The organism is Nesterenkonia sandarakina, assembly GCF_014138825.1.
Lineage (GTDB): Bacteria > Actinomycetota > Actinomycetes > Actinomycetales > Micrococcaceae > Nesterenkonia > Nesterenkonia sandarakina.
On the sequence record NZ_JACJIH010000001.1, the window covers coordinates 677,651 to 698,183 of the forward strand.

General features: G+C 67.7%; 14 protein-coding genes. 4 read left to right on the plus strand and 10 right to left on the minus strand.

The genetic code is table 11. The features are described from left to right. Positions 1-77 precede the first annotated feature (77 nt). The gene (locus tag HNR24_RS03080; protein ID WP_232301820.1) at positions 78-2,369 is read left to right on the plus strand and encodes a RelA/SpoT family protein; all 2,292 of its coding nucleotides are present in this window, start codon (positions 78-80) and stop codon (positions 2,367-2,369) included. Positions 2,370-2,374: 5 nt separating this feature from the next. Here HNR24_RS03080 and HNR24_RS03085 read toward each other — a convergent pair whose 3' ends face one another. The 7 genes from HNR24_RS03085 to lipB all read right to left on the minus strand — a co-directional run bounded on the left by HNR24_RS03085 (position 2,375) and on the right by lipB (position 10,253). After that, a complete protein-coding gene (locus HNR24_RS03085) occupies positions 2,375-3,241 on the minus strand; it encodes a hypothetical protein (RefSeq protein WP_058889166.1) in 867 nt (288 codons plus the stop codon). Positions 3,242-3,353: 112 nt separating this feature from the next. Beyond that, the gene (gene ruvX, locus HNR24_RS03090) at positions 3,354-3,872 is read right to left on the minus strand and encodes a Holliday junction resolvase RuvX (RefSeq protein WP_310735373.1); all 519 of its coding nucleotides are present in this window, start codon (positions 3,870-3,872) and stop codon (positions 3,354-3,356) included. Then, entirely contained in the window at positions 3,865-6,564 is a 2,700-nt protein-coding gene (alaS, locus tag HNR24_RS03095; RefSeq protein ID WP_182494982.1) for an alanine--tRNA ligase, read from the minus strand. The genes ruvX and alaS overlap by 8 nt, the downstream gene beginning before the upstream one ends. Before the next feature lie 185 nt (positions 6,565-6,749). Continuing rightward, complete coding sequence (gene rpsD, locus HNR24_RS03100; protein WP_058889168.1) at positions 6,750-7,382, minus strand: 30S ribosomal protein S4; 633 nt, start codon at positions 7,380-7,382, stop codon at positions 6,750-6,752. A 302-nt stretch (positions 7,383-7,684) separates the two neighbouring features. Next, positions 7,685-8,485, minus strand: a complete 801-nt coding sequence (locus HNR24_RS03105) for a DUF4191 domain-containing protein (protein ID WP_058889169.1) — start codon at positions 8,483-8,485, stop codon at positions 7,685-7,687. A gap of 23 nt (positions 8,486-8,508) precedes the next feature. Continuing rightward, positions 8,509-9,516 (minus strand): lipoyl synthase, encoded by a 1,008-nt coding sequence (gene lipA, locus HNR24_RS03110; RefSeq protein WP_182494983.1) that lies wholly within the window; start codon positions 9,514-9,516, stop codon positions 8,509-8,511. After that, positions 9,513-10,253: a lipoyl(octanoyl) transferase LipB gene (gene lipB / locus HNR24_RS03115; protein ID WP_083504934.1), complete on the minus strand. Its 741-nt coding sequence runs from the start codon at positions 10,251-10,253 to the stop codon at positions 9,513-9,515. Before lipB ends, lipA begins: the two co-directional genes overlap by 4 nt. 100 nt (positions 10,254-10,353) lie before the next feature. Between lipB and HNR24_RS03120 the strand changes: the two genes are divergently transcribed. Then, a complete protein-coding gene (locus HNR24_RS03120; RefSeq protein ID WP_182494984.1) occupies positions 10,354-12,093 on the plus strand; it encodes a serine/threonine protein kinase in 1,740 nt (579 codons plus the stop codon). Positions 12,094-12,421: 328 nt separating this feature from the next. Here HNR24_RS03120 and sucB read toward each other — a convergent pair whose 3' ends face one another. The 3 genes from sucB to HNR24_RS03135 all read right to left on the minus strand — a co-directional run bounded on the left by sucB (position 12,422) and on the right by HNR24_RS03135 (position 17,520). Further along, complete coding sequence (gene sucB, locus HNR24_RS03125; protein WP_182494985.1) at positions 12,422-14,299, minus strand: 2-oxoglutarate dehydrogenase, E2 component, dihydrolipoamide succinyltransferase; 1,878 nt, start codon at positions 14,297-14,299, stop codon at positions 12,422-12,424. A gap of 109 nt (positions 14,300-14,408) precedes the next feature. Beyond that, positions 14,409-15,782 carry a dihydrolipoyl dehydrogenase gene (lpdA, locus tag HNR24_RS03130; protein WP_058889475.1) on the minus strand — a complete coding sequence of 458 codons (1,374 nt, stop codon included), beginning with the start codon at positions 15,780-15,782 and terminating at the stop codon, positions 14,409-14,411. Between the two features lie 148 nt (positions 15,783-15,930). Continuing rightward, positions 15,931-17,520: a leucyl aminopeptidase gene (locus HNR24_RS03135; RefSeq protein WP_310735374.1), complete on the minus strand. Its 1,590-nt coding sequence runs from the start codon at positions 17,518-17,520 to the stop codon at positions 15,931-15,933. Between the two features lie 200 nt (positions 17,521-17,720). On the opposite strand from HNR24_RS03135, the gene HNR24_RS03140 reads away from it, so the two are divergent. Both HNR24_RS03140 and HNR24_RS03145 read left to right on the plus strand, forming a co-directional pair. Next, positions 17,721-18,899: a PAC2 family protein gene (locus HNR24_RS03140; RefSeq protein ID WP_182494987.1), complete on the plus strand. Its 1,179-nt coding sequence runs from the start codon at positions 17,721-17,723 to the stop codon at positions 18,897-18,899. A 124-nt stretch (positions 18,900-19,023) separates the two neighbouring features. Beyond that, positions 19,024-20,427, plus strand: a complete 1,404-nt coding sequence (locus HNR24_RS03145; RefSeq protein ID WP_182494988.1) for a DUF4192 family protein — start codon at positions 19,024-19,026, stop codon at positions 20,425-20,427. The last annotated feature ends 106 nt before the right edge of the window (positions 20,428-20,533 follow it).

Below are 20,533 nucleotides of genomic sequence, written 5' to 3' on the forward strand. Positions count from 1 at the left end.
CCGCACTGGTGAACGAGGAACGCCCGGCAGCAAAGGGCATCACGCAGCTCGCCGCAGCGAGTGCAGCCTCACCGCCCGTGGTCCGACGAGCTCGCGCCGTCGGCGTGGTCAGTGACGAGGCATCGTCTTCACCGCTGCTCGAGCCGCTGCTGCGCGCCATGCGGGCCAATGACTCCCAGCAGGACTTCCCCCTGGTCCAGCGCGCCTTCGAGGTCGCGAATCATCACCACCGGGACCAGAAGCGCAAGAGCGGTGACCCCTACATCACCCACCCGGTGGCCGTGGCCACCATCCTCGCCGAGCTCGGCCTCACCGGCTCCACGCTGGCCGCCGCGCTGCTGCATGACACCGTGGAGGACACCGCCTACTCCCTGGAGCAGCTGACCGAGGAGTTCGGCACCGAGATCGCGCTGCTCGTCGATGGCGTCACCAAGCTGGACAAGCTCAAGTTCGGCGATGCCGCTCAGGCCGAGACCGTGCGCAAGATGGTCCTGGCCATGGCCAAGGACATCCGCGTGCTGATGATCAAGCTCGCGGACCGGCTGCACAACGCGCGCACCTGGCGGTATGTGGCCGCAGAGTCCAGTGCCCGGAAGGCGAAGGAGACCCTGGAGATCTTCTCCCCGCTGGCCCACCGGCTCGGGATGAACACCATCAAATGGGAGCTCGAGGACCTCTCCTTCGCAGCCCTGTACCCCAAGGTCTATGAAGAGATCGTCCGGCTTGTGGGGGACCGCACGCCGCAGCGCGAGAAGTTCCTCGCCGAGGTGCGCGAGACCATCGCCGATGACCTCAACGACGCCGCCATCTCCGCCACCATCACGGGTCGCCCCAAGCACTACTACTCGATCTATCAGAAGATGATCGTGCGGGGCAAGGAATTCGACGACATCCACGACCTGATGGGCGTCCGGGTGCTCGTGGACACGATCCGGGACTGCTACGCGGTCCTCGGTGCGCTGCATGCCCGCTGGAACCCGCTGCCCGGGCGGTTCAAGGACTACATCGCGATGCCGAAGTACAACATGTACCAGTCGCTGCACACCACGGTGCTCGGCCCGGCCGGCAAGCCGGTGGAGATCCAGATCCGCACCCATGAGATGCATCGCCGCGCAGAGTACGGCGTCGCCGCGCACTGGAAGTACAAGCAGGACTTCTCGGCCACCGCCCCAGCCTCGGCGGTGGACCGGCCGACCGGCGGGTCTCTCGCGGGCACCGCGACCCAGCAGTCCCAGGCCACCGAGGACATCGGCTGGCTGCGGTCCCTGGTGGACTGGCAGTCCGAGACCAAGGACCCGGATGAGTTCCTGGACTCGCTGCGTTTCGAGATCAACGCCAAGGAAGTCTTCGTCTACACCCCCAAGGGTGAGGTCATGGCGCTTCCGGCCGGTTCCACCCCGGTGGACTTCGCCTACGCGATCCATACCGACGTCGGGCACAAGACCATCGGTGCCCGGGTCAACGGGAAACTGGTGCCGCTGAACTCCGAGCTGCAGCACGGGGACTGGGTGGAGATCTTCACCTCCAAGTCCGAGACCGCCGGTCCCAGCAACGACTGGCTGCAGTTCGTGAAGAGCCCGCGAGCCCGGAACAAGATCCGTCACTGGTTCTCCAAGGAGCGCCGTGAGGAGTCCATCGAGCGCGGCAAGGAGAGCCTGACCAAGGCGATCCGGAAGTCTCAGCTGCCGCTGCAGAAGGTGATGAACCCCGAGGTGCTGGACACCGTCGCCAAGCAGCTGCACTACACCGAGGTCGCCGGGCTCTACGCCGGGGTGGGGGAGGAGCATGTCTCCACCCAGAACGTCATCGAGCACCTCACCGCACTCTTCGAACCCGAGGAGGAAGAGTCTGAGGAGCACGACACCACTCCGATCACCTCTCCTGGGACTCCCGCGAACCAGTATTCCGACGCCGGTGTCATCGTCCGGGGTGCGGGCAACGTTCTGGTGAAGCTCGCCCGCTGCTGCACACCGGTGCCACCGGATGAGATCGAGGGATTCGTGACCCGCGGTCAGGGCGTCTCGGTGCACCGAGGGGACTGCCGCAATGTCCAGCAGCTGCGCGAGCAGCCCGGGCGCCTGGTCGAGGTCGAGTGGGCCCCGACGAAGTCCTCGGTGTTCCTGGTCGAGATCCAGGTCGAGGCCCTGGACAGGAAGTCACTGCTCTCCGACGTCACCCGGATCCTGGCAGAGTCCCAGGTCAACATCCTTTCTGCCAGTGTGCAGACGTCACGGGACAGGGTGGCGATCTCTCGCTTCTCCTTCGAGATGGGGGACCCGCGCTACCTGAACCACGTGCTGAACTCGGTGCGCCGGATCGACGGGGTCTACGACGTCTACCGCACGGTGGGCAAGCGCCGCGAACACTGAGCACCTCACCCGGAAGGGATGTGGCAGGCCAGCAGGGCTGCGATCCGCTCGATCCGTCCGTTCGGGGTGCGCCCATGCGGGGCGTGCTCGTTCGGGGCGCGCCCGCGGCTGGGATCGTCCGGGGTGCGCCCGAGACTGGGATCGTCTTGGTGTCCGGTGTCTGTGGTGCCGTGTCCCCGCTGGAGGACGCCGCGACCGCCGAGCTGTGACTGGATCTGTCGGAGCAGCGCCTGAGGGTGGATCGGTTCGGCCTCGCTGAGACAGAGCCGCCGGATCGCGCTCCAGCGCCGGGCCCGGTCATCGCCGGGCGCCGATCCAGCTTCCGGTGCTCTCCCGGGGCCCGGTCCTGATCTGGTGCCAGGCGCCGATCCGGCGTCGGTCGCTGTCCTGGTGTCAGGCTGCGCCGGCGGTGCATCGAGCGCGCGTCGGCTGCCCACTGTGCCCAGCCCCAGGAAGAGATCGGCCGCGGTGCGCAGTGGGGTGGTCACCGGAACGCCTTGGAGCTGGCGCTGCTCCTGCTCCGTCAGGGGCACCTGGTGGACCTGCCAGGGAACCGGTCCGGCAGTCCGACGTCGGTAGACCCCCGCCGTGATCACGGTGATCCGCGGCGGTGCGGCGGGCGTTCCGAGGTGGACCCACGCGGCAGACTCCCCGCAGAGCACCGCGTGCGCGCGCAGGCCTCCTGCGAGCAGGGTCCGGCAGGCCAGGGCTCGCAGCGCCGGGGCGTCCGGCAGCGAGCTGGCGGCGTAGAGGTCTCCCAGCAGCGGACGCAGGGCACCCTCATGGACCATGACCTGAAGTTCAGCGGCGGAGAAGTCGGCCCCGGGGCGGTAGACCCCCGGGGGCAGGCTCGGCGCGGTGTCGGTTCGCATGCATTGAGCCTCCCGGAACAGCTGTCGCGAGGCCAGCACTGCAACTGCGCTGTGGACGGGCTGCGCGCAGAGTCTGATGCGGCGCGGGCTGTGGAGAGCCCGGCCTGGGCGCTCAGCCGGCGGAGACCGCCGTCCCGGGTTCACGGCCCCAGGACTGGCGCATATCCAGGGCGTGGGTCAGGATCTCCACCGCGGCGGCCTGATCGATCCGGGACCGCTGGTCCTTCGAGGCCACCCCGGATGCGCGCATCTTGGAGGCGGCCGAGACCGTGGAGAGACGCTCATCGACCAGGTGGACTGAGGTCTCCAGCTGCGCGGTCGCGATCATCTCTGCCAGCGCAGCGGCGTAGTCACGTGCCTTCTGAGTGGAGGGGGTGTCATCGCCGGAGAGCGAGAGCGGCAGCCCGACGTAGACCGCCCGGGCACCCCGGTCCCGGATGATGGTGATCAGCATGCTCAGGTCCGAGGCCCGGTTGGGGTCTCGACGCAGCGTCATCACCGGAGTGGCGATCAGCGCGTCAGGGTCCGAGGCGGCCAGCCCGACCCGGGCGTCACCGACATCGATGCCCAGCCGCACCCCGGCGCGCACACTCGGGCCGGGGGCGGCGACATTCTGCGGCTGATCAGACACGCTGGCACACCGCGGCGGTGACTGCCTCCAGGGCCGGCAGGATCTGGGACGCGTCCTGACCGCCGCCCTGGGCGAGGTCGGCTTTGCCGCCGCCCCCGCCGCCGAGCACCGCGCAGGCCCGCTTGACCAGATCCCCAGCGGAGACTCCCTGGTCTCGAGCGGCCTCGGTGGTGGCCACCACGATGACCGGTCGGCCCTTGGACTCACCGGCCACCGCGACGGCGGCCGCGCGGGAGCCGAAGCGTCCGCGCAGGTCCAGCGCGAGGGCGCGCAGATCATCAGCCCCGGACACCGCCCCGGCGTTATGCGTCAGCACGTCGACCCCACCGGCATCCACGGCCTGGGAGAGCAGCTCTCCGGCCTTGGCGCGCAGCTGGGCGCTGCGCAGCTTCTCCAGTTCGCGCTCGACCTCCTTGAGCTTGGCCAGGGTCGAGGCGATCCGGTCAGGGACCTGGTCCGCGGGGACCTTGAGCATCTCAGTGAGCTGGTTGACCAGGGTGCGCTCGGCGGCGAAGTGGTGGAACGCGTCAAGCCCGACCAGTGCTTCGACACGGCGGTTCCCCGAGCCCACGGAGGCCTCCGACATCAGGGCCAGGGTGCCGATCTCGGCGGTGGCGTCCACATGGGTGCCGCCGCAGAGCTCGCGGGACCAGGCCCCGTTGATCTCGACCATCCGGACCTCGTTGCCGTACTTCTCACCGAAGAGCATCATCGCGCCCTGCGCCTGCGCCTCCTCCAGCGAGGTGACCCGGGTCTGGACTTCGTAGTTGTCCCGGATGGCGAGGTTGGCGGCGGCTTCGAGCTCCTGTCGAGCGGCGCTGCTCATGGCGGCCTCGGAGGTGAAGTCGAAACGCAGGTAACCCTCCTTGTTGAAGGAGCCAGCCTGCACTGCTTCCGGGCCCAGCACGTCATGCAGGGCGGCGTGGATGAGGTGGGTGCCGGTGTGCGCCTTCTCCGCATCCAGACGACGACGCACGTCGATGGCGCCCAGTGCTTCCGCGCCGACCGGCACCTCTCCGGAGAGGACCCGGGCGCGGTGCACCGAGAGGCCCTTGATCGGGGACTGCACGTCGAGGACCTCGAGCTCGAACCCGTCACCGGTGATCCGCCCGGTGTCCGGGGCCTGGCCACCGGCCTCGGCGTAGAAGGGGGTGGCGTCGAGGACCAGCTCGATGTCCTCCCCGGCCGAGGCGCTGGTGCGCATCTGCCCGTCCACGAGCACGCCGCGGATCCGCGACTCGGTGGTGTGTTCGGTGTAGCCGGTGAAGTGGGTCGGGGAGTCGGCGCGCAGCTCCTGGTAGAGCTGGGTGTCCGCGTGTCCGGACTTCTTGCCCTTGGCATCGGCTCGGGCGCGTTCGCGCTGCTCGGTCATCAGTTCACGGAACCGCTTCTCATCGACACCGACCCCGGCCTCGGCGGCCATCTCCAGGGTCAGGTCGATCGGGAAGCCGTAGGTGTCGTGCAGCGCGAACGCGTCGGCGCCGGTCACGGCGGCCCCGGCGGTCTGCGCCGTGTTCACAGCCGAGCGCAGCTTCGCGGTGCCCGCAGAGATGGTGCGCAGGAAGGCCTGCTCCTCCTTGACCGCGGTCTGGTGGATCTTCTCGAAGCCGGACTCGACCTCGGGGTAGGTGCCCTTCATCGCGTCCTTGGACACGCTGACCAGTTCGCCGAAGACCGGCTGTTCCACCCCCATCAGGCGCATCGCCAGGATCACCCGGCGGATCAGGCGGCGCAGCACGAAGCCGCCACCCTCGTTGGAGGGACGCACACCGTCGGAGATGAGCATCAGTGAGCTGCGTACATGGTCAGCGATCATGCGAAGCCGCACGTCATTGGCGTGGTGCGGGTCGGCGGGGTCTTCGGTGGAGGTGTACTCCAGGCCGGCCAGCTCGGCGGCCCGGTCGAGCACCGGACGGACCTGGTCGGTCTCGTACATGTTCTCCACGCCCTGCAGGACCATGGCGAGGCGTTCCAGGCCGAGGCCGGTGTCGATGCTCTTGTTCTGCAGCGGGCCGGCGACCTCGAACTCGGTCTTCGAGTGCACCGCGGAGAGCCGGTACTGCATGAACACCAGGTTCCAGATCTCCACGTATCGGGTCTCATCGGCGGCGGGGCCGCCCTCGATGCCGTAGGCGGGCCCGCGATCGTAGTAGATCTCGGAGCAGGGCCCGCCTGGGCCCGGCTGGCCGGTGTTCCAGTAGTTGTCCTCGGGGCCGAAACGCTGGATCCTGGCTTCAGGGACACCGACCTGGTCCCGCCAGATGGCGTAGGCCTCGTCGTCGTCCTGGTACACCGTGATCCAGAGCCGCTCCGGGTCCAGGCCGTAGCCGCGCAGCCCGGTCTCCGGGTCTGGTTCCCGGGAGTGGGTGAGCAGCTCCCAGGCCATCGGGATGGCCGTCTCCTTGAAGTAGTCGCCGAAGGAGAAGTTCCCGCACATCTGGAAGAAGGTGCCGTGGCGCGCGGTCTTGCCGACCTCTTCGATGTCGGCGGTGCGGATGCACTTCTGCACCGAGACGGCCCGCGAGTAGGGCGGCTTCTCGGTACCCATGAAGTAGGGGATGAAGGGCACCATCCCGGCGATGGTGAACAGCACCGAGGGATCCGGGGAGATCAGCGATGCTGAGGGGACGCGCTCATGCCCCTTGGCGGCGAAGTAGTCGTACCACGTCCGGGCGATGTCCTCGGTCTTCATGAGTTTCTCGGGTCCTTTTGCTGATGGTCGCTGCGAGTCGGCCACGGAAGTCTCATGTCTGTGACTTCTGTGGATCTGCGCCGGGACCAGCTTAGTGGAAACACAGAGCCCGCTGCGGCCTCCGGTGAGGGAGGGCAGCGGGCTCTGTGGGTCTCAGAACGAGGTTCTGAGTGATCCGAATCGGATCAGCGGGCGTAGAACTCGACCACGAGCTGCTCTTCGCAGGTGACCGGGACCTCTTCGCGCTTGGGCTTGCGGGACAGAGTCGCCTGGAGCTTCTCGATCTCCACGGTGAGGTAGCCCGGGACCGTGGGCAGCGCATCCTGGTGGGTGCCTGCGGCGGCCACCTGGAAGGGCTCGAAGACCTCGGAGCGCTCGTGCACGTGGATCATCTGGCCGGGCTTCACGCGGAAGGACGGGCGGTCCACGCGCTTGCCGTTGACCAGGATGTGACGGTGCACCACGAACTGGCGGGCCTGGGCGATGGTGCGGGCGAACCCGGCACGCAGCACCAGGGCATCAAGCCGGGACTCGAGCAGCTCGACCAGGTTCTCACCGGTCAGGCCCTCGTGCATCCGCTTGGCCTCTTCGTAGTAGCGCAGCATCTGGGCTTCCCGGATGCCGTACTGGGCGCGCAGGCGCTGCTTCTCCTTCAGACGCACCGCGTAGTCGGAATCGGTGCGACGCCGGGTGCGGCCGTGCTGGCCGGGACCGTAAGGGCGGCGGTCCAGGTACTTCTGGGCCTTGGGGGTCAGCGCGATGCCAAGGGCACGCGATGCCTTCACAGTACGACGACTGCGCAGAGGTGTTTTGGGCATATTCTGCCTTTCTGTCTTGTCGGCGAATGATGTTTATTCCTGATCGCGACAAACGATCAGGTACCTGGCCTCCGAGATCCGTAGTTCGGAGAGTGTGAGCCGCCGAAGACTCACTGCACTGCGACATCGCACCGGCACATGGACGCTCCATCAGAATTCTGGGGGAGTGACTGTGTACAGGGATCTCTTCAAAGGGCGCGAAGCCTGCCAGACAGCACAACAGCCTAGCACCGGGGACGAGAGAACCCCAATCATCAGCAGGATGATCGGGGTTCTCTCAGCAGAGTTCAGCGGAAGCGGATCTAGCCGCGCAGCGCCTTGCGGTCTGGGCGCGTGCGGTAGGGATCGACGCCCTTGGGGATCGGCGGACGGGAGATCGGCAGCGCCGTGAGACGACGGTCCACTGCGTTGACCTCATGTTTGGTGAGCTTCTTGTCCAGCTTCTTGATCGTCTTGACCAGCTTCTGCAGCGGAACCTGCTGATCGCCGCGACCTGACTGGATGACGTGGATCGGGACACCGGTGTCCCGAAGGATCGGGCTGAAGCGCTTGCGGGTCTTCTCCACCAGCTTGTTCACCCGACCGGCGGGGCCTTCGGTGATCAGCACCAGCCCCGGCTTGCCCACCACCCGGAAGATCGCGTCCTGGGTCTTGGGGTCCATCGCGACCGGCTCCTCGGTGACGACCCAACCGCGCTTGAGCGTGCTCAGCGCGGCGGCGGCAGCCCCCGGGCGGCCCTCGATCCGAGAGAAGGCGGCCTTCTCGGCGCGCCGGTTCATCACGATCATCGCCGCGAGCAGACCGAACGGAAGTCCGATCAGCAGACCGGTGACCCAGTTCAGCAGCAACGTGAAGAGCAGGAAGAAGACTCCGAAGGTGGCGAAGAAGGCCAGCGCCATCCACCATCCGATGTTCGGGTCATAGGAGCGGGTCATGGTGAAGACCTGCTTGATCCGCGCGAAGAAGCCCTCTTGTTTATTGGCCTTCTTGCGGGCCTTGCGGTCCCGCTGTTCAGCCTTCTGCTGGGCCTTGAGATTCTTGAGCGCGGCCTTTGCCTCTGCCTTGGAGGAAGCCTTGGAAGGAGTGGAGTCAGCTGGTGCCATAGTGATCTCAGTCTACCGCAGGCTCAGTAGCCCGCAGCGACCAGGGTGGAGGCCTCCTGCTTGGTCGCCCCGGAGGGCTCGATGTGGGCCAGCGCGGGGGGGATCTCCCAGCCCTTCTTCTGCATCGCCTTGGCCCAGAGTGACCCGGCCCGGTAGGAGGAGCGGACCAGGGGCCCCGACATCACACCGAGGAAGCCGATTTCCTCGGCCTCCTGGGAGATGTCGAGGAACTCCTGCGGCTTGACCCAGCGGTCCACCGGGAGGTGGCGCGGGGTGGGCCGCAGGTACTGCGTGATGGTCAGCAGGTCACACCCGGCGTCGTGAAGGTCGCGCAGCGCCTCGGAGACCTCCTCGCGGGTCTCTCCCATGCCCAGGATCAGGTTCGACTTGGTGATCATGCCGTGACCGCGACCCTGGGTCAGCACGTCCAGTGAGCGTTCATAGCGGAAGGCGGGACGGATCCGCCGGAAGATCCTCGGGACCGTCTCGACATTGTGCGCGAACACCTCGGGGGCGGCTTCGCAGATCCCGGCGATGTTCTCCTCACGTCCGGAGAAGTCCGGGATCAGGATCTCCACGCCGGTGCCCGGGTTCAGCTCGTGGATCTTGCGGATGGTCTCCGCGTAGAGCCACACCCCCTCATCGGGGAGGTCATCACGGGCGACCCCGGTCACGGTGGCGTAGCGCAGCTGCATCTCCTGCACCGACTGTGCGACCTGCAGCGGCTCGGACTCATCCACGGCGCCCGGGCGTCCGGTGTCGATCTCGCAGAAGTCACAGCGCCGGGTGCAGGCGGAGCCCCCGATCAGGAACGTGGCCTCGCGGTCTTCCCAGCATTCAAAGATGTTCGGACACCCGGCTTCCTCACAGACCGTGTGCAGGCCCTTCTCTCCGACGCGCTTCTTCATCTCGGTGAACTCGGTGCCGATCTTGACCTTGGTGCGCATCCACTCGGGCTTGCGCTCCACGGGGATCGAGGCATTGCGTGCTTCCACGCGCAGCATGCGACGGCCTTCTGGTGCCACAGTCACTGTGGTGCTCCTTCTGTAGTTCGGGACATCACACAGGTGTCCTGGTCTGCGCCGAAGCCGGGGGACCCGGTGGGGACGGGCGCGTCGTCGTCGTGGTGAAGCAGCCGCGGCAGGGCCCGGCTCAGTTCCTCGGTCACCCGGTCTGCCACGTCTTCTGGGGTGACCCGGCGGCCCAGCTCCGCGCTGATGCTGGTGGTCTTGGCGTCGTTGATGCCGCAGGCGATGATGTTCTCGAAGGGCGCGAGATCGTTGGAGCAGTTCAGCGCGAACCCGTGCATGGTGACCGCGTGATGCACACGCAGTCCGATGGCGGCGATCTTGCGGTCCGGCCCGTCCTCGGTGATCCAGACCCCTGAGCGACCCGGCACCTGGGTGCCCACGATGCCGAAGTCGTCCTCGAGGAGCCGGATCAGGGTCTTCTCCAGGACGCAGACGTAGTCCTTCACCAGCGAGCGATCACGCAGATGCAGGATCGGGTAGCCGACGAGCTGGCCACGGCCGTGCCAGGTGATCTTGCCGCCGCGATCCACCTCCACCACCGGGGTGCCGTCAACGGGCAGGTCCCCAGGCTCGGTGCGTCGCCCGGCGGTGTAGACGTCGGCATGCTCGAGCAGCAGCACCGTGGAGGGCGCCGTGCCGTCCTGCACTGCCGAGTGCAGCCGCCGCTGCTCGGCGAGGGCCTCGGAGTAGTCGAGAAGCTCAGGATCGAACCCGAGCCTCGTGAATGCGAGCTCCATGACACCAGCCTAGACCGATTACGGGCTGACGTGAGAACCGGCGTCGCAGATGACCTGTGGATAACTCAGCTGTGGGATCTGGCGCGGGGAGAATGGTGGTATGAACGCTGACCCCACCGGCGGTACCCTGTACCGGGCAGAACCGCTTGAGCGCGTGGCACGGACCTTCCAGGGTTGGGGGGACCGCGGCTGGGACCCTCCGCAGGCGCCTGGCATCACGGTGGAGCGGCTGCTGGGTGCTGAAGCCGACGCCTTGGTGTGGCTGGTCTGGTGGGATTCTCCTGCGGAGCCGGACTGGCAGCTGATCGACGGGTGTCCGCCGGCGGCCTTCGCCTTGAAGGTTCCCCGTGCGCCGGTCGCCGATCCGATCCCGCTGCGCAGCGCCATCGCTGAGCTCCAGGCGCTGGACATGCTGCGACATGAACACCTGGTCCGCGCCTACGGGGTGCTGGAGACCTCGCAGGGACTTGGACTCATGCTCGAGCCGTATAGCGCAGGTGCCCTGGGGGATCTTCTGCTCAGCGTCGGCACCCTGGACCTCGGGGAGGTCGTCACCGTGCTGACCCCGATCGCGACCGCTCTGGGAGCGCTGCACCGGGGCGGGGTCGCCCACGGGAAGCTCACCCCGGGGAACATCCTGCTCGCCGCGGACGGCAAGCCGGCGCTCGGAGATCTGGCGGACGCCGCGGTCCTGGGAACACCGCGAACCCTCGCCGCCCCTGCCGGGTTCACCGCTCCGGAACGGGACCTTGAAGCTCGGCTTCCCCCCGAGGCGGACGCTGCGGCACGCCGGGAGGCTCGGGCTGGCCTGGCTCCAGCAGCCGACGTGTACGCACTGGGCGCGGTGGCCTGGTTCGCCCTGACCCACTCGGTGCCCGCCGTGGGACGGCGGCGGGCGCCGCTGCGCAGTCTGCGACCAGAGCTTCCCGCCTCGATCTCCCGGCTGCTCGAGGCGGCTCTGGACACCGAGCCGGCGCGCCGGCCCAGTGCCGAGGACTTCGCGGTGGAGCTGTTCCGCTGCGCCGCCCCGACAGCGTTGGATCTCACCCCATACGTGCACGAGGAGGTCGTTCCCGAACTGCCCAGCAGGCCCGGCCCTGCGAAGCAGGGTCACCGCCGGGCGCCCCGGTTCGCCGCGCTCACCCTTGCGGGCCTGGGGTTCGCCGGACTCTGGGTGGCGGCAGGACCACCGGTCGCCACGCCGACGACGACGCTGGTTCCCGCCTCGCAGGAGGCTCGGCCCGAGGGACAGTCCCGTGAGACCTCCGGGGCCCCTGACACCGCCGATACCCCTGACACCCCTGGGCCGGCTGAAGCCGGTGCGAGACGGGCAGAGACCCCTGAGCACAGGTTCGGGACCGGCGACGGCGGCGGCTCAACGCCGCTGCAGCTGCTGCGAGATCCAGACCCGATGCGCGCCGTGGCAGGCATCGCGGTGCTGCGCACCCAGGCGCTGCGTGAGGTCTCCGAACGAGATGTCCGCCGCTACACCGTGCCCGATGCCCCAGCCCGGAATGCCGAGCTGGAGCTGATCCGGGGCTTCGCCCGAACTGGTGTCGGCTATCAGGGAGCGGCGTTGTCGATCCGGGTCAGTCGGGAGGATGCGAACAGCAGTTCAGGCTCGCAGCAGCCCGAATCCCAGCCGCCGGAATCTTCCGACCCCGACCTCGCGCCGGAACGTGTCACAGAACTTCCCGTCACCGTGACGGCCGGGGGAGGGTCCGCGGGTGCGGCCGAGTCTCAGAGGGTGCTGCTGGTGCTGCACCGAGTGCAGGACAGGTGGCTGCTGCACAGCGTCCTGGAGCTCCCCGCAAGCGTCGAGGACCCGCAGCTCCAGTAGGAGCAGCTCCAGAAGTGGCCGGGTGAAGGGGCTGCGCGAGGAGTGGCCGGGTGAGGAGTGGCCGGGTGAGGAGTGGCCGGGTGAGGAGTGGCCGGGTGAGGAGTGGCCGGGTGAGGAGTGGCCGGGTGAGGCATGAGAACTGAGTGAGGCATGAGAACTGAGTGAGGCATGAGAACTGAGTGAGGATTGAGAACCGGGCTCGGACGCAGAAGAGGGCCCGTCCCCTTCAGGACGGACCCTCTTCTGTGCCCACTGAGCACCTCGGTCAGGGAGCTGAGGTCCGGACTTCCCCGGGCGTTCGTTCCCCTGACCCTGCTCCTGGAGCGTTCTAGAGGCCCAGCTGAGCCTCGAAGTTGCCCTCTTCCAGGCGGGCCTTCAGCGTCTGCATGAAGCGTCCGGCGTCGGCGCCGTCGACCAGTCGGTGATCATAGGTCAGCGAGAGGTACATCATGTGCCGGATGCCGATGGACTCGTTGCCGTCTGCATCGGTGACCACCATCGGGCGCTTCACGATGGTCCCGGTGCCCAGGATCGCGACCTGCGGCTGGTTGATGATCGGGGTGTCGAAGAGCGCACCCACCGAACCGAAGTTCGTGATCGTGAACGTGCCTCCGGAGAGCTCACCCGGACCGATCTTGGACTGGCGGGTCCGCTCGGCCACGTCAGCGATCTTCTTGGCGAGTCCTGCGATGCTCAGATCGCCGGCGTCGTTGATCACCGGAACCAGCAGGCCCTTCTCGGTGTCCACGGCAAGCGCCAGGTGCTCGGCGTCGTGGTAGGTGATCTGCTGGTTGGCCTCGTCGTACTCCGCGTTGAGCTTGGGGTGCTGCTTGAGCGCCTCGGTCACGGCGGTGCCGATGAAGGGCAGGTAGGTGAGGTTCACACCGTTCTGCGACTTGAAGGAGGCCTTCGCCTTGGCGCGCAGGTTCACGATGCGGGTCATGTCGATCTCGTGCACCTGGGTGAGCTGTGCGGAGATGTCCAGGGACTCGTTCATCCGCTGCGCGATCACCTGGCGGATCCGCGGAGCCTTTTCGGAGGATCCGCGCTTGCTGGTGTCCACCTCGACCTTGGGAGCGGTCTTGGCAGGTGCTGCCGCCTCGGCCGGGGCCTCGGACTCGGTCTGGGACTTGGACGCCTCGGCGGCGTCGACCACGTCCTGCTTGCGGATGCGCCCGCCGACTCCGGTGCCCTTGACATCCGCCAGGTCCACGCCCTCGTTCTTGGCCAACCGGCGCACCAGCGGAGTGACGTAACCCTCCGCGGAGGAGTCCGAGGACTCGGACTTCGGCTCTGCCTTGGACTCGGACTTCTGCTCGGACTTCTGCTCGGACTTGGCCGGGGCCTCCTGCTGGGTCCGCTCCTCAGGGGCGGGCTCCTGCACCGGCTCGGACTTCTCCGGAGTGGACTCCTCGGTGGCCGGCTCGGCAGCTGCCGCCTCGGCCTCCTCGTCCTGCTCCTGTTCCGCATCTGCTGAGTCGGAACCGCCGGAGGAACCGGCGGAGGCCCCTGAACCGACCAGCGCGAGCACGGCGCCGACCTCGATGGTCTCGTCCTCAGAGACCTTGATCTCCTGGATGGTGCCAGCCACGGGGGAGGGGACCTCAGTGTCGACCTTGTCGGTGGAGACCTCCAGCAGCGGCTGATCGACCTCCACGGTGTCACCGACCTCCACCAGCCAGCGGGTCACGGTGCCCTCAGTGACCGATTCGCCCAGAGCCGGGAGCGTGATCTCCTGGGACTCTCCACCCTCGGAGGAGCCGGAGGAGGACTCGCCGGTCGACTCAGCGCCCTGGTCCTCGGAGGTGTTCTCTTCTGCGGCCTGTTCCGTGGCCTCAGGCTGGGCCGCCTCGGTGGCGGCATCCTCGGCCTCTTCGGCCTCGGAGCTGGACTCATCCTCGCCGGAGGTCTCCTCCTGGGCGTCCTCCTCTGCGGAGTCCTGCGAGGACCCGGAATCGTCCGAGCCCGCGCCGTCGCCGATCTTCACCAGGGGGGCGCCGACCTCGACGGTCTCGTCCTCCGCGACGAGCAGCTCCTCGATGGTGCCTGCGGCGGGGGAGGGGACCTCGGTGTCGACCTTGTCGGTGGAGACCTCCAGCAGCGGCTGATCGACTTCGACGGTGTCACCGACCTCCACGAGCCAGCGGGTCACGGTGCCTTCGGTGACTGATTCACCTAGGGCTGGAAGGTTCACGGTTTCAGACATGGTGTCCGACTCCTACTCTCAAAGTTCGACTCAGCCTCGCGGCTGGATTCTTGTCTCAACGGGCGGTTCTGGAAGGGGCCCCGGAGGTCCGGGAGGGGTCAGGGCTGGGTCAGCCGTGCAGCGGGTGGCCGAAGAGCGCCATCGCCGCTTCGCCCATTGCTTCGTTCTGCGTGGGGTGAGCGTGGAGCAGGGTCGCGACGTCCTCGGGGTAGGCCTCCCAGTTCACGATGAGCTGGGCCTCGCCCACCTGCTCGCCGATCCGGGTGCCGATCCCGTGCACTCCGACGATCGGGCCGCCCTTGACGCCGACCATCTTGATCAGACCGCCGGTGCCCAGGATGGAGGACTTGCCGTTGCCGGCGAGGTTGTACTCGGTGATCTCGATCTGGTCCTTGCCGTACTTCTCCTCGGCGGCGGGCTGGGTGTAGCCCACGGACATGATCTCCGGCTCGCAGTAGGTGACCTTGGGGATGTTGATGTCTTCGACGATCATCGGGTTGTTCCCGGCGATCTCCTCGGCGACGAAGATGCCCTGCTGGTAGCCGCGGTGGGCCAGCTGCAGTCCCGGGACGATGTCGCCGATCGCGTAGATGTTCCCGACCCCGGTGTGCAGCCGCTCGTCGGTGATGACGAAGCCGCGGTCCAGGGTGATGCCCTGATCCTCGAAGCCGAAGCCCTCGGTGACCGCGCCGCGACCGACGGCGACCAGGCAGATCTCCGCCTCGAAGGTCTTCCCGTCCTCCAGGGTGACCTTGACGCCGTCCTCGGTCTCCTTGACCTCGTTGAAGAAGGTCCCGGTGTTGAAGGTGATGCCGCGCTTCTTGAAGGTGCGCTCAAGCTGCTTCACGATCGAGGGATCCTCATTGGGCACCAGCGAGGGCAGGCCCTCGATGATGGTGACCTCGGTGCCGAAGGAGGTCCAGGCCGAGGCGAACTCGCAGCCGATGACTCCGCCGCCGAGCACGATGGCCGACTTCGGGGTGTAGTCGAGCTCCAGAGCCTCGGTGGAGGTGATGATCTTCTTGCTCAGCGGCAGACCGAAGGTCTTGGAGGTGGACCCGGTGGCCAGCACGATGTTCTTGCCGGTGTAGCGGGTGCCGTCCACCTCGATCTCGTTCTCCGAGACCAGCTTGCCCTCACCGGAGATCACGTTGACCTTGCGCATCTTCAGCAGCCCGCTCAGGCCCTTGTACTTCCCGGCGACGATGCCGTCCTTGTACTCGCGGACCTTGGCCATGTCCACGCCTTCGAAGTTCATCTTCACGCCGTACTTCTCCGAGTTGCGCGCCTCATCGGCGAGCTCCGCGGAGTGCAGGTATGCCTTGGTCGGGATGCAGCCCCAGTGCAGGCAGGTGCCGCCCAGCTTGTCCTTCTCGATGAGGCCCACGGTGAGTCCGTGCTGGACCGAGCGAAGCGCCGCGGCGTAGCCTGCGCTGCCCCCTCCGAGGACGAGTACGTCGAATTCCTGAGGCTGGTCGGCCACTGTCATTGCTCCCTTGCATCGAGTGAGACGTGAAGATCCTTGTTCGGTCTGGAAGGGCTCCTCGACGGACCGTGGGGCCTGCCGAGGCGCCCTTCCAGGTGTTCTCTGCGATCAGCCTATCGCTTGTGCGCAGGCATCAGCCACTGGGTCAGCGGCTCAGGCGTTCGAGGTAGCTGATCAGTGTGCGCACCATCACGCCGGTGCCCGATTTCGGGGTGTAGCCGTAGGCGCCCTTCTCGTTGAACGCCGGGCCCGCGATGTCCAGGTGGGCCCAGGGGATCCGGGTGCTCTCGGGATCCAGCGGCTCGGTGGTGGCGCCGGAGCGGTCTCCGACGAACTCGCGCAGGAAGGCCGCGGCGTTCATCATGCCGCCGAAGCGATCACCGAGGTTGGTGAGGTCAGCCACCTCGGAGTCGAACCCGGAGCGGGCCTCCTCGGGGATCGGCATCGGCCACAGGCTCTCGCCGGACTCCTGGGAGGCCATCATCAGGGCCTCGCGCAGGTCTTCGTTGCCCATCACACCGGTGGTGCGCACGCCCAGCGCGATCATCTGCGCGCCGGTGAGCGTGGCCACGTCGATGATCGCATCGGGCTGCTCGGCGGAGGCCGCGACGAGACCGTCGGCCAGGACCAGGCGACCCTCGGCGTCGGTGTTGAGCACCTCCACGGTCTTGCCGCCGTGGATGGTGATGACATCCTCGGGGCGCTGCGCGGTGTCGGAGGGCATGTTCTCGGCCAGGCACAGCCAGCCGGTGACCTTGACCGGCAGGTTCAGGTCTGCGGCCGCCCGGACGACGGCGGCCACCGTGGCGGCACCGCCCATGTCCAGCTTCATCGTGGTCATCGCTGCGGCAGGCTTCAGCGAGAGCCCGCCGGAGTCGAAGGTGATGCCCTTGCCGACCAGCGCGATGTGCGCCACCGGCTTGGCGGGGGAGTGCTCCATGCGGACCAGGCGGGGCTTGCGGGAGGAACCGCCGCCCACGCCGAGGATGCCGCCGAAGCCGTCGCGAGCCAGCTCCTTCTCGCCCCAGACCTTGATCTTCAGCTTGCCTGCCCGGGCGGTGCCGCCCTGCTGCGCCGGGGCCTTGGTCCGGTCTGCCAGTTCGGCAGCGATCTCGGCGAAGCTCTCCGGGTAGAGGTGGCTGGGGGGAGTGTTCACCAGATCCCGGGTGGCGCGGACCGCAGAGCCGACGACGGCGGCCCGGTCGATCACCGGACGCGTCTGCTTCTCCTTCAGCTCGGTGAGCACCAGGATGCTGCTGACCGGGGTGGCCGAGCGGGCCTCCTCGGAGCTGCGGAAGTGGTTGAACGAGTAGGCGCCGATCGCGGCACCCTCAGCGATGGCTCCGACCTGCTCCACGCTGGCCGAAGGCAGGGCCAGGGCGACGGAATCGATGCTGCCGAGCTGCCGGATCGCTGAACCGGCGGCGCGACGCAGCGCCTCCAGGGTGACCCCGCCGGTGGGCTCTCCGGTCAGCGGCCCCACGCCGATGAGCACCAGGGTCTCCGACTTGAACCCGTCGATGCCGGGCAGGCGCAGCAGCTGATCTGCGGCGCCGGTCGCGCCCAGTGCCTTCAGCGAGTCGGCCACGCCCTTGGCGGCGTCGTCGGCGAGCGGGTTGGGCAGCAGGATGGGACCCTGGGGTCCCTTGGCGACACCGAGCACCAGTGCGTCGGTGTCGGTCTTCTCGACAGAGGTGGAGACGGCGGTGAGGCTGGGCTGGAAATCGTGGATCACAGTGGTCCTGTCTGATTCCGCGGGTGGTGGAATCGGGGTATGTCGTCTTGGTTGTTCTTGATAATCGATCCTAACCACAATCCGCGTGGGAATGCCCGCAGGTGGCATCCTGTTGTATAGACGACTCGCCGAGCTGTCCGGGGCGCCCCAGAGCCTCGGGTGCAGTTCGGCTCCCCCATATCGGAAAGAGGACCCCTCAGGTGAAGGACCCCCTGGATCTGCTGCATGTCCACCCCGCAGCCGAGGGAGGCGAAGAGTCGGATGCTTCCCGCAACCTCGGTGCCCAGGACGGACATGAGTCCAGCGTGAGCGCCGAAGGCGGCGCCCTGGTGCTGCGCGGAGACCAGGCGCCCGCCGAGCAGCTGAGCCTGTTGGTCTCCTGGTCGGGGCACACCGATGCCGGCAGCCTCAGCGAGCAGCTCTCCGAGTCTCTGCTCGGGGCGCTGCCGCACCGCAGGCTCGCCAGCTTCGATGTGGATGAACTCTTCGACTACCGGTCTCGGCGTCCGCAGATCACGTTCACCGACAATCGGTTCAGCAACTTCGACGCGCCCTCCCTTGAGCTCTACGAGGTCCGGGACGCGCTGGGTCGGCCGTTCCTCCTCCTGACCGGGGACGAGCCCGACTACCAGTGGGATCGGGTCTCCTCGGCGGTGCTGCAGCTGGTGGATCGGCTCGACGTGAAGCTCGTGGTGCTGGTGGATGCCCTGGGGCTGCCGACCCCGCACACCCGCCCGATCGGCGTGACTGCCCACGGCAATCGAGAGGACCTGATCGAGGGCATCTCCACCTGGGGCCCCAGTGCCCAGATCGAGGCTGGACTGAGCCAGTTCCTGGAGCTGCGGATCACCGAGGCCGAGCGGGACGTGGTGGGCTACACCTTGCACGTCCCGCACTACCTTGCGGGCGGCCGCTTCCCGCATGTGGCGGTGGCCGCGCTGGAGTACGCCGGAGCGGCGCTGGAACTGATGCTGCCCACTGATGAGCTGCGCGAGGCCTCCCGTATGGTGGAGCAGGACATCTCCCGGCAGGTGGCGCAGAACACCGAGATCCAAGGCATGGTCGAGCGCCTGGAGCGCAACTTCGACGAGTACGCCACCCCGCAGCAGCGTTCGCTGCTGGTCAAGGACGACGACGCCGTCCCGGACGCCGAGGAGCTCGGTGCGGCCGTGGAGGCCTACCTGCGCCACCACGATCCCGCAGCCGACGCCGAGGCCGCGCGCGCCGGATCTGACTCCGAGGATCCCGGCACTGGAGATCCGGCGGCAGGCGCCGGGGGAGAGGCTCCCGAGATACCGGGCGAGCAGCCGGACCAGACCGAGGCCGAGGCCGGGGACACCGACCAGGCGCCGGCCGAGGACACCGACCGGCCTGAGTGAGCCAGCGGTGCTCCACCGGGGCGGGTCTTCCCCAGGGGGCAGCCTGAGAAGGGGCCCGGCGGAGCTTCTGCACAGTCGGAGCCCTTCAGATCCGCGGCACGGGTGATCCCCGGACCCTGGATGCATGGACGCACACACCGACTCCCCGCATCAGCGTGATCCCCTGCAGCAGAGCCGAGGCCGGCGCATCGAGTCGGCGCCTGGGAAACCAGCAACGACGGATCCGGTGCTTCTGGAACCAGCGATGCCCAGGCGCGGTCCGCTTGAGATCCAGGACCCCGGTGACTGCCTGGCGCTGCTCAGACATACCTTCTCCAGCCTGCCGCGTGAATCGCTGGTCGTCGTGGGGCTGCTCGACGGAGCCACGGGTGGACACATGCGCATCGACCTTGCGCCGGCCCTGCGGGAGCCGGTGAGCTCGGCCAGGCTGATCGCAGACTGTCTCGCCGGAGAGGGCTCGGCACCGGCGCCCGAGGCGGCCCTGGTGGTGCTGATCGGGGAGGACGATCCCTCCCCCGAGCAGGATCGCACCTGGCGGGCGTGCCTGGACGCACTCCGGCTGATGCTGGAATCCGAGTATTGCGTCCGAATCGTGCAGGTCTGGTTCCTCGCGGGCGGGCATATACGTGATCCACGCTGCCCCGATCCCCAGTGCTGCTCGCTGCCGGGCCGACGGGTCGCCGATCTCAGGATCCCACTGCTGGCCCCACCGGCCGATGCAGGATCCGGGCCCGAGGCATGGCCCCTGGAGAAGACAGCCCATAGATTCCTGGACGGTGCGCCCCGGGCAGATCCCGCGATGGTTGCGCTGCTGAAGGAGCTGCGCGCCGACCGGGAGGGGTCCAGCGGCTCCTTCAACGGTCGGCGGGTCCTGGAGAGCTGGGATCTGGCACTGCGATGCCAGCTCGCCGCCGCGCAGAACACCGGCCTGGGGGAGGCGCCCGGCGACCTCTCCGAGGTGCAGGGGCAGACGCAGGGCCCAGCCGCTGTAGTCTTCGCTGCACCCGGGGAGCCGCGAGCCCGGGCCGCGTGGTTCAACAGGCTGCTTGGGCAGCTGCGTACCTCGTTCGGTCGCGACCTCTTGATTCCGCTGGCCGCTCTGGGCTTGGAGCATGCGGTCCTGGGGCTGGAACAGGCCCAGTCTGACCCCGAGCGTGGTTCGGCCGAAGATCCGAGACTGCGCGACTACGCGGGATCATTTCTCGGCGAGACGTCCAGCCGCCCAGACTGGGACCGGGTGGACGCACTGGAGACGGTGCTCCGTGAGCTGGTCCCATATGCCCGGGAGGCGGAACGGGAGAACCTGCTTGCACTCATGGCCTGGGTGGAATGGGCCAGGGGTCGCGGGACGGCGTCGGGTTCATTCATCGACCGTTGTCTGGAGGAATTCCCGCACAACGAGTTCAGCCGACTCATCGAGGAACTGATGCGACTCAAGGGGGTGTGTCGCTGGGCACGGGTCAAGCAGCACAGCTGGTCCTGGGGTCGGGGAGGGAGGGGTTCGCGCCCGGAGCAGCGTCCGGAATAGCTGGTGGAAAAAACTCCCAGATTGGGAATGCGCGCGGAACACGCTATGTTGTCAAGTATTAAGACCCTGCAACCATCTGAGGGATCATGCCCGTTCGGGGAGCTTT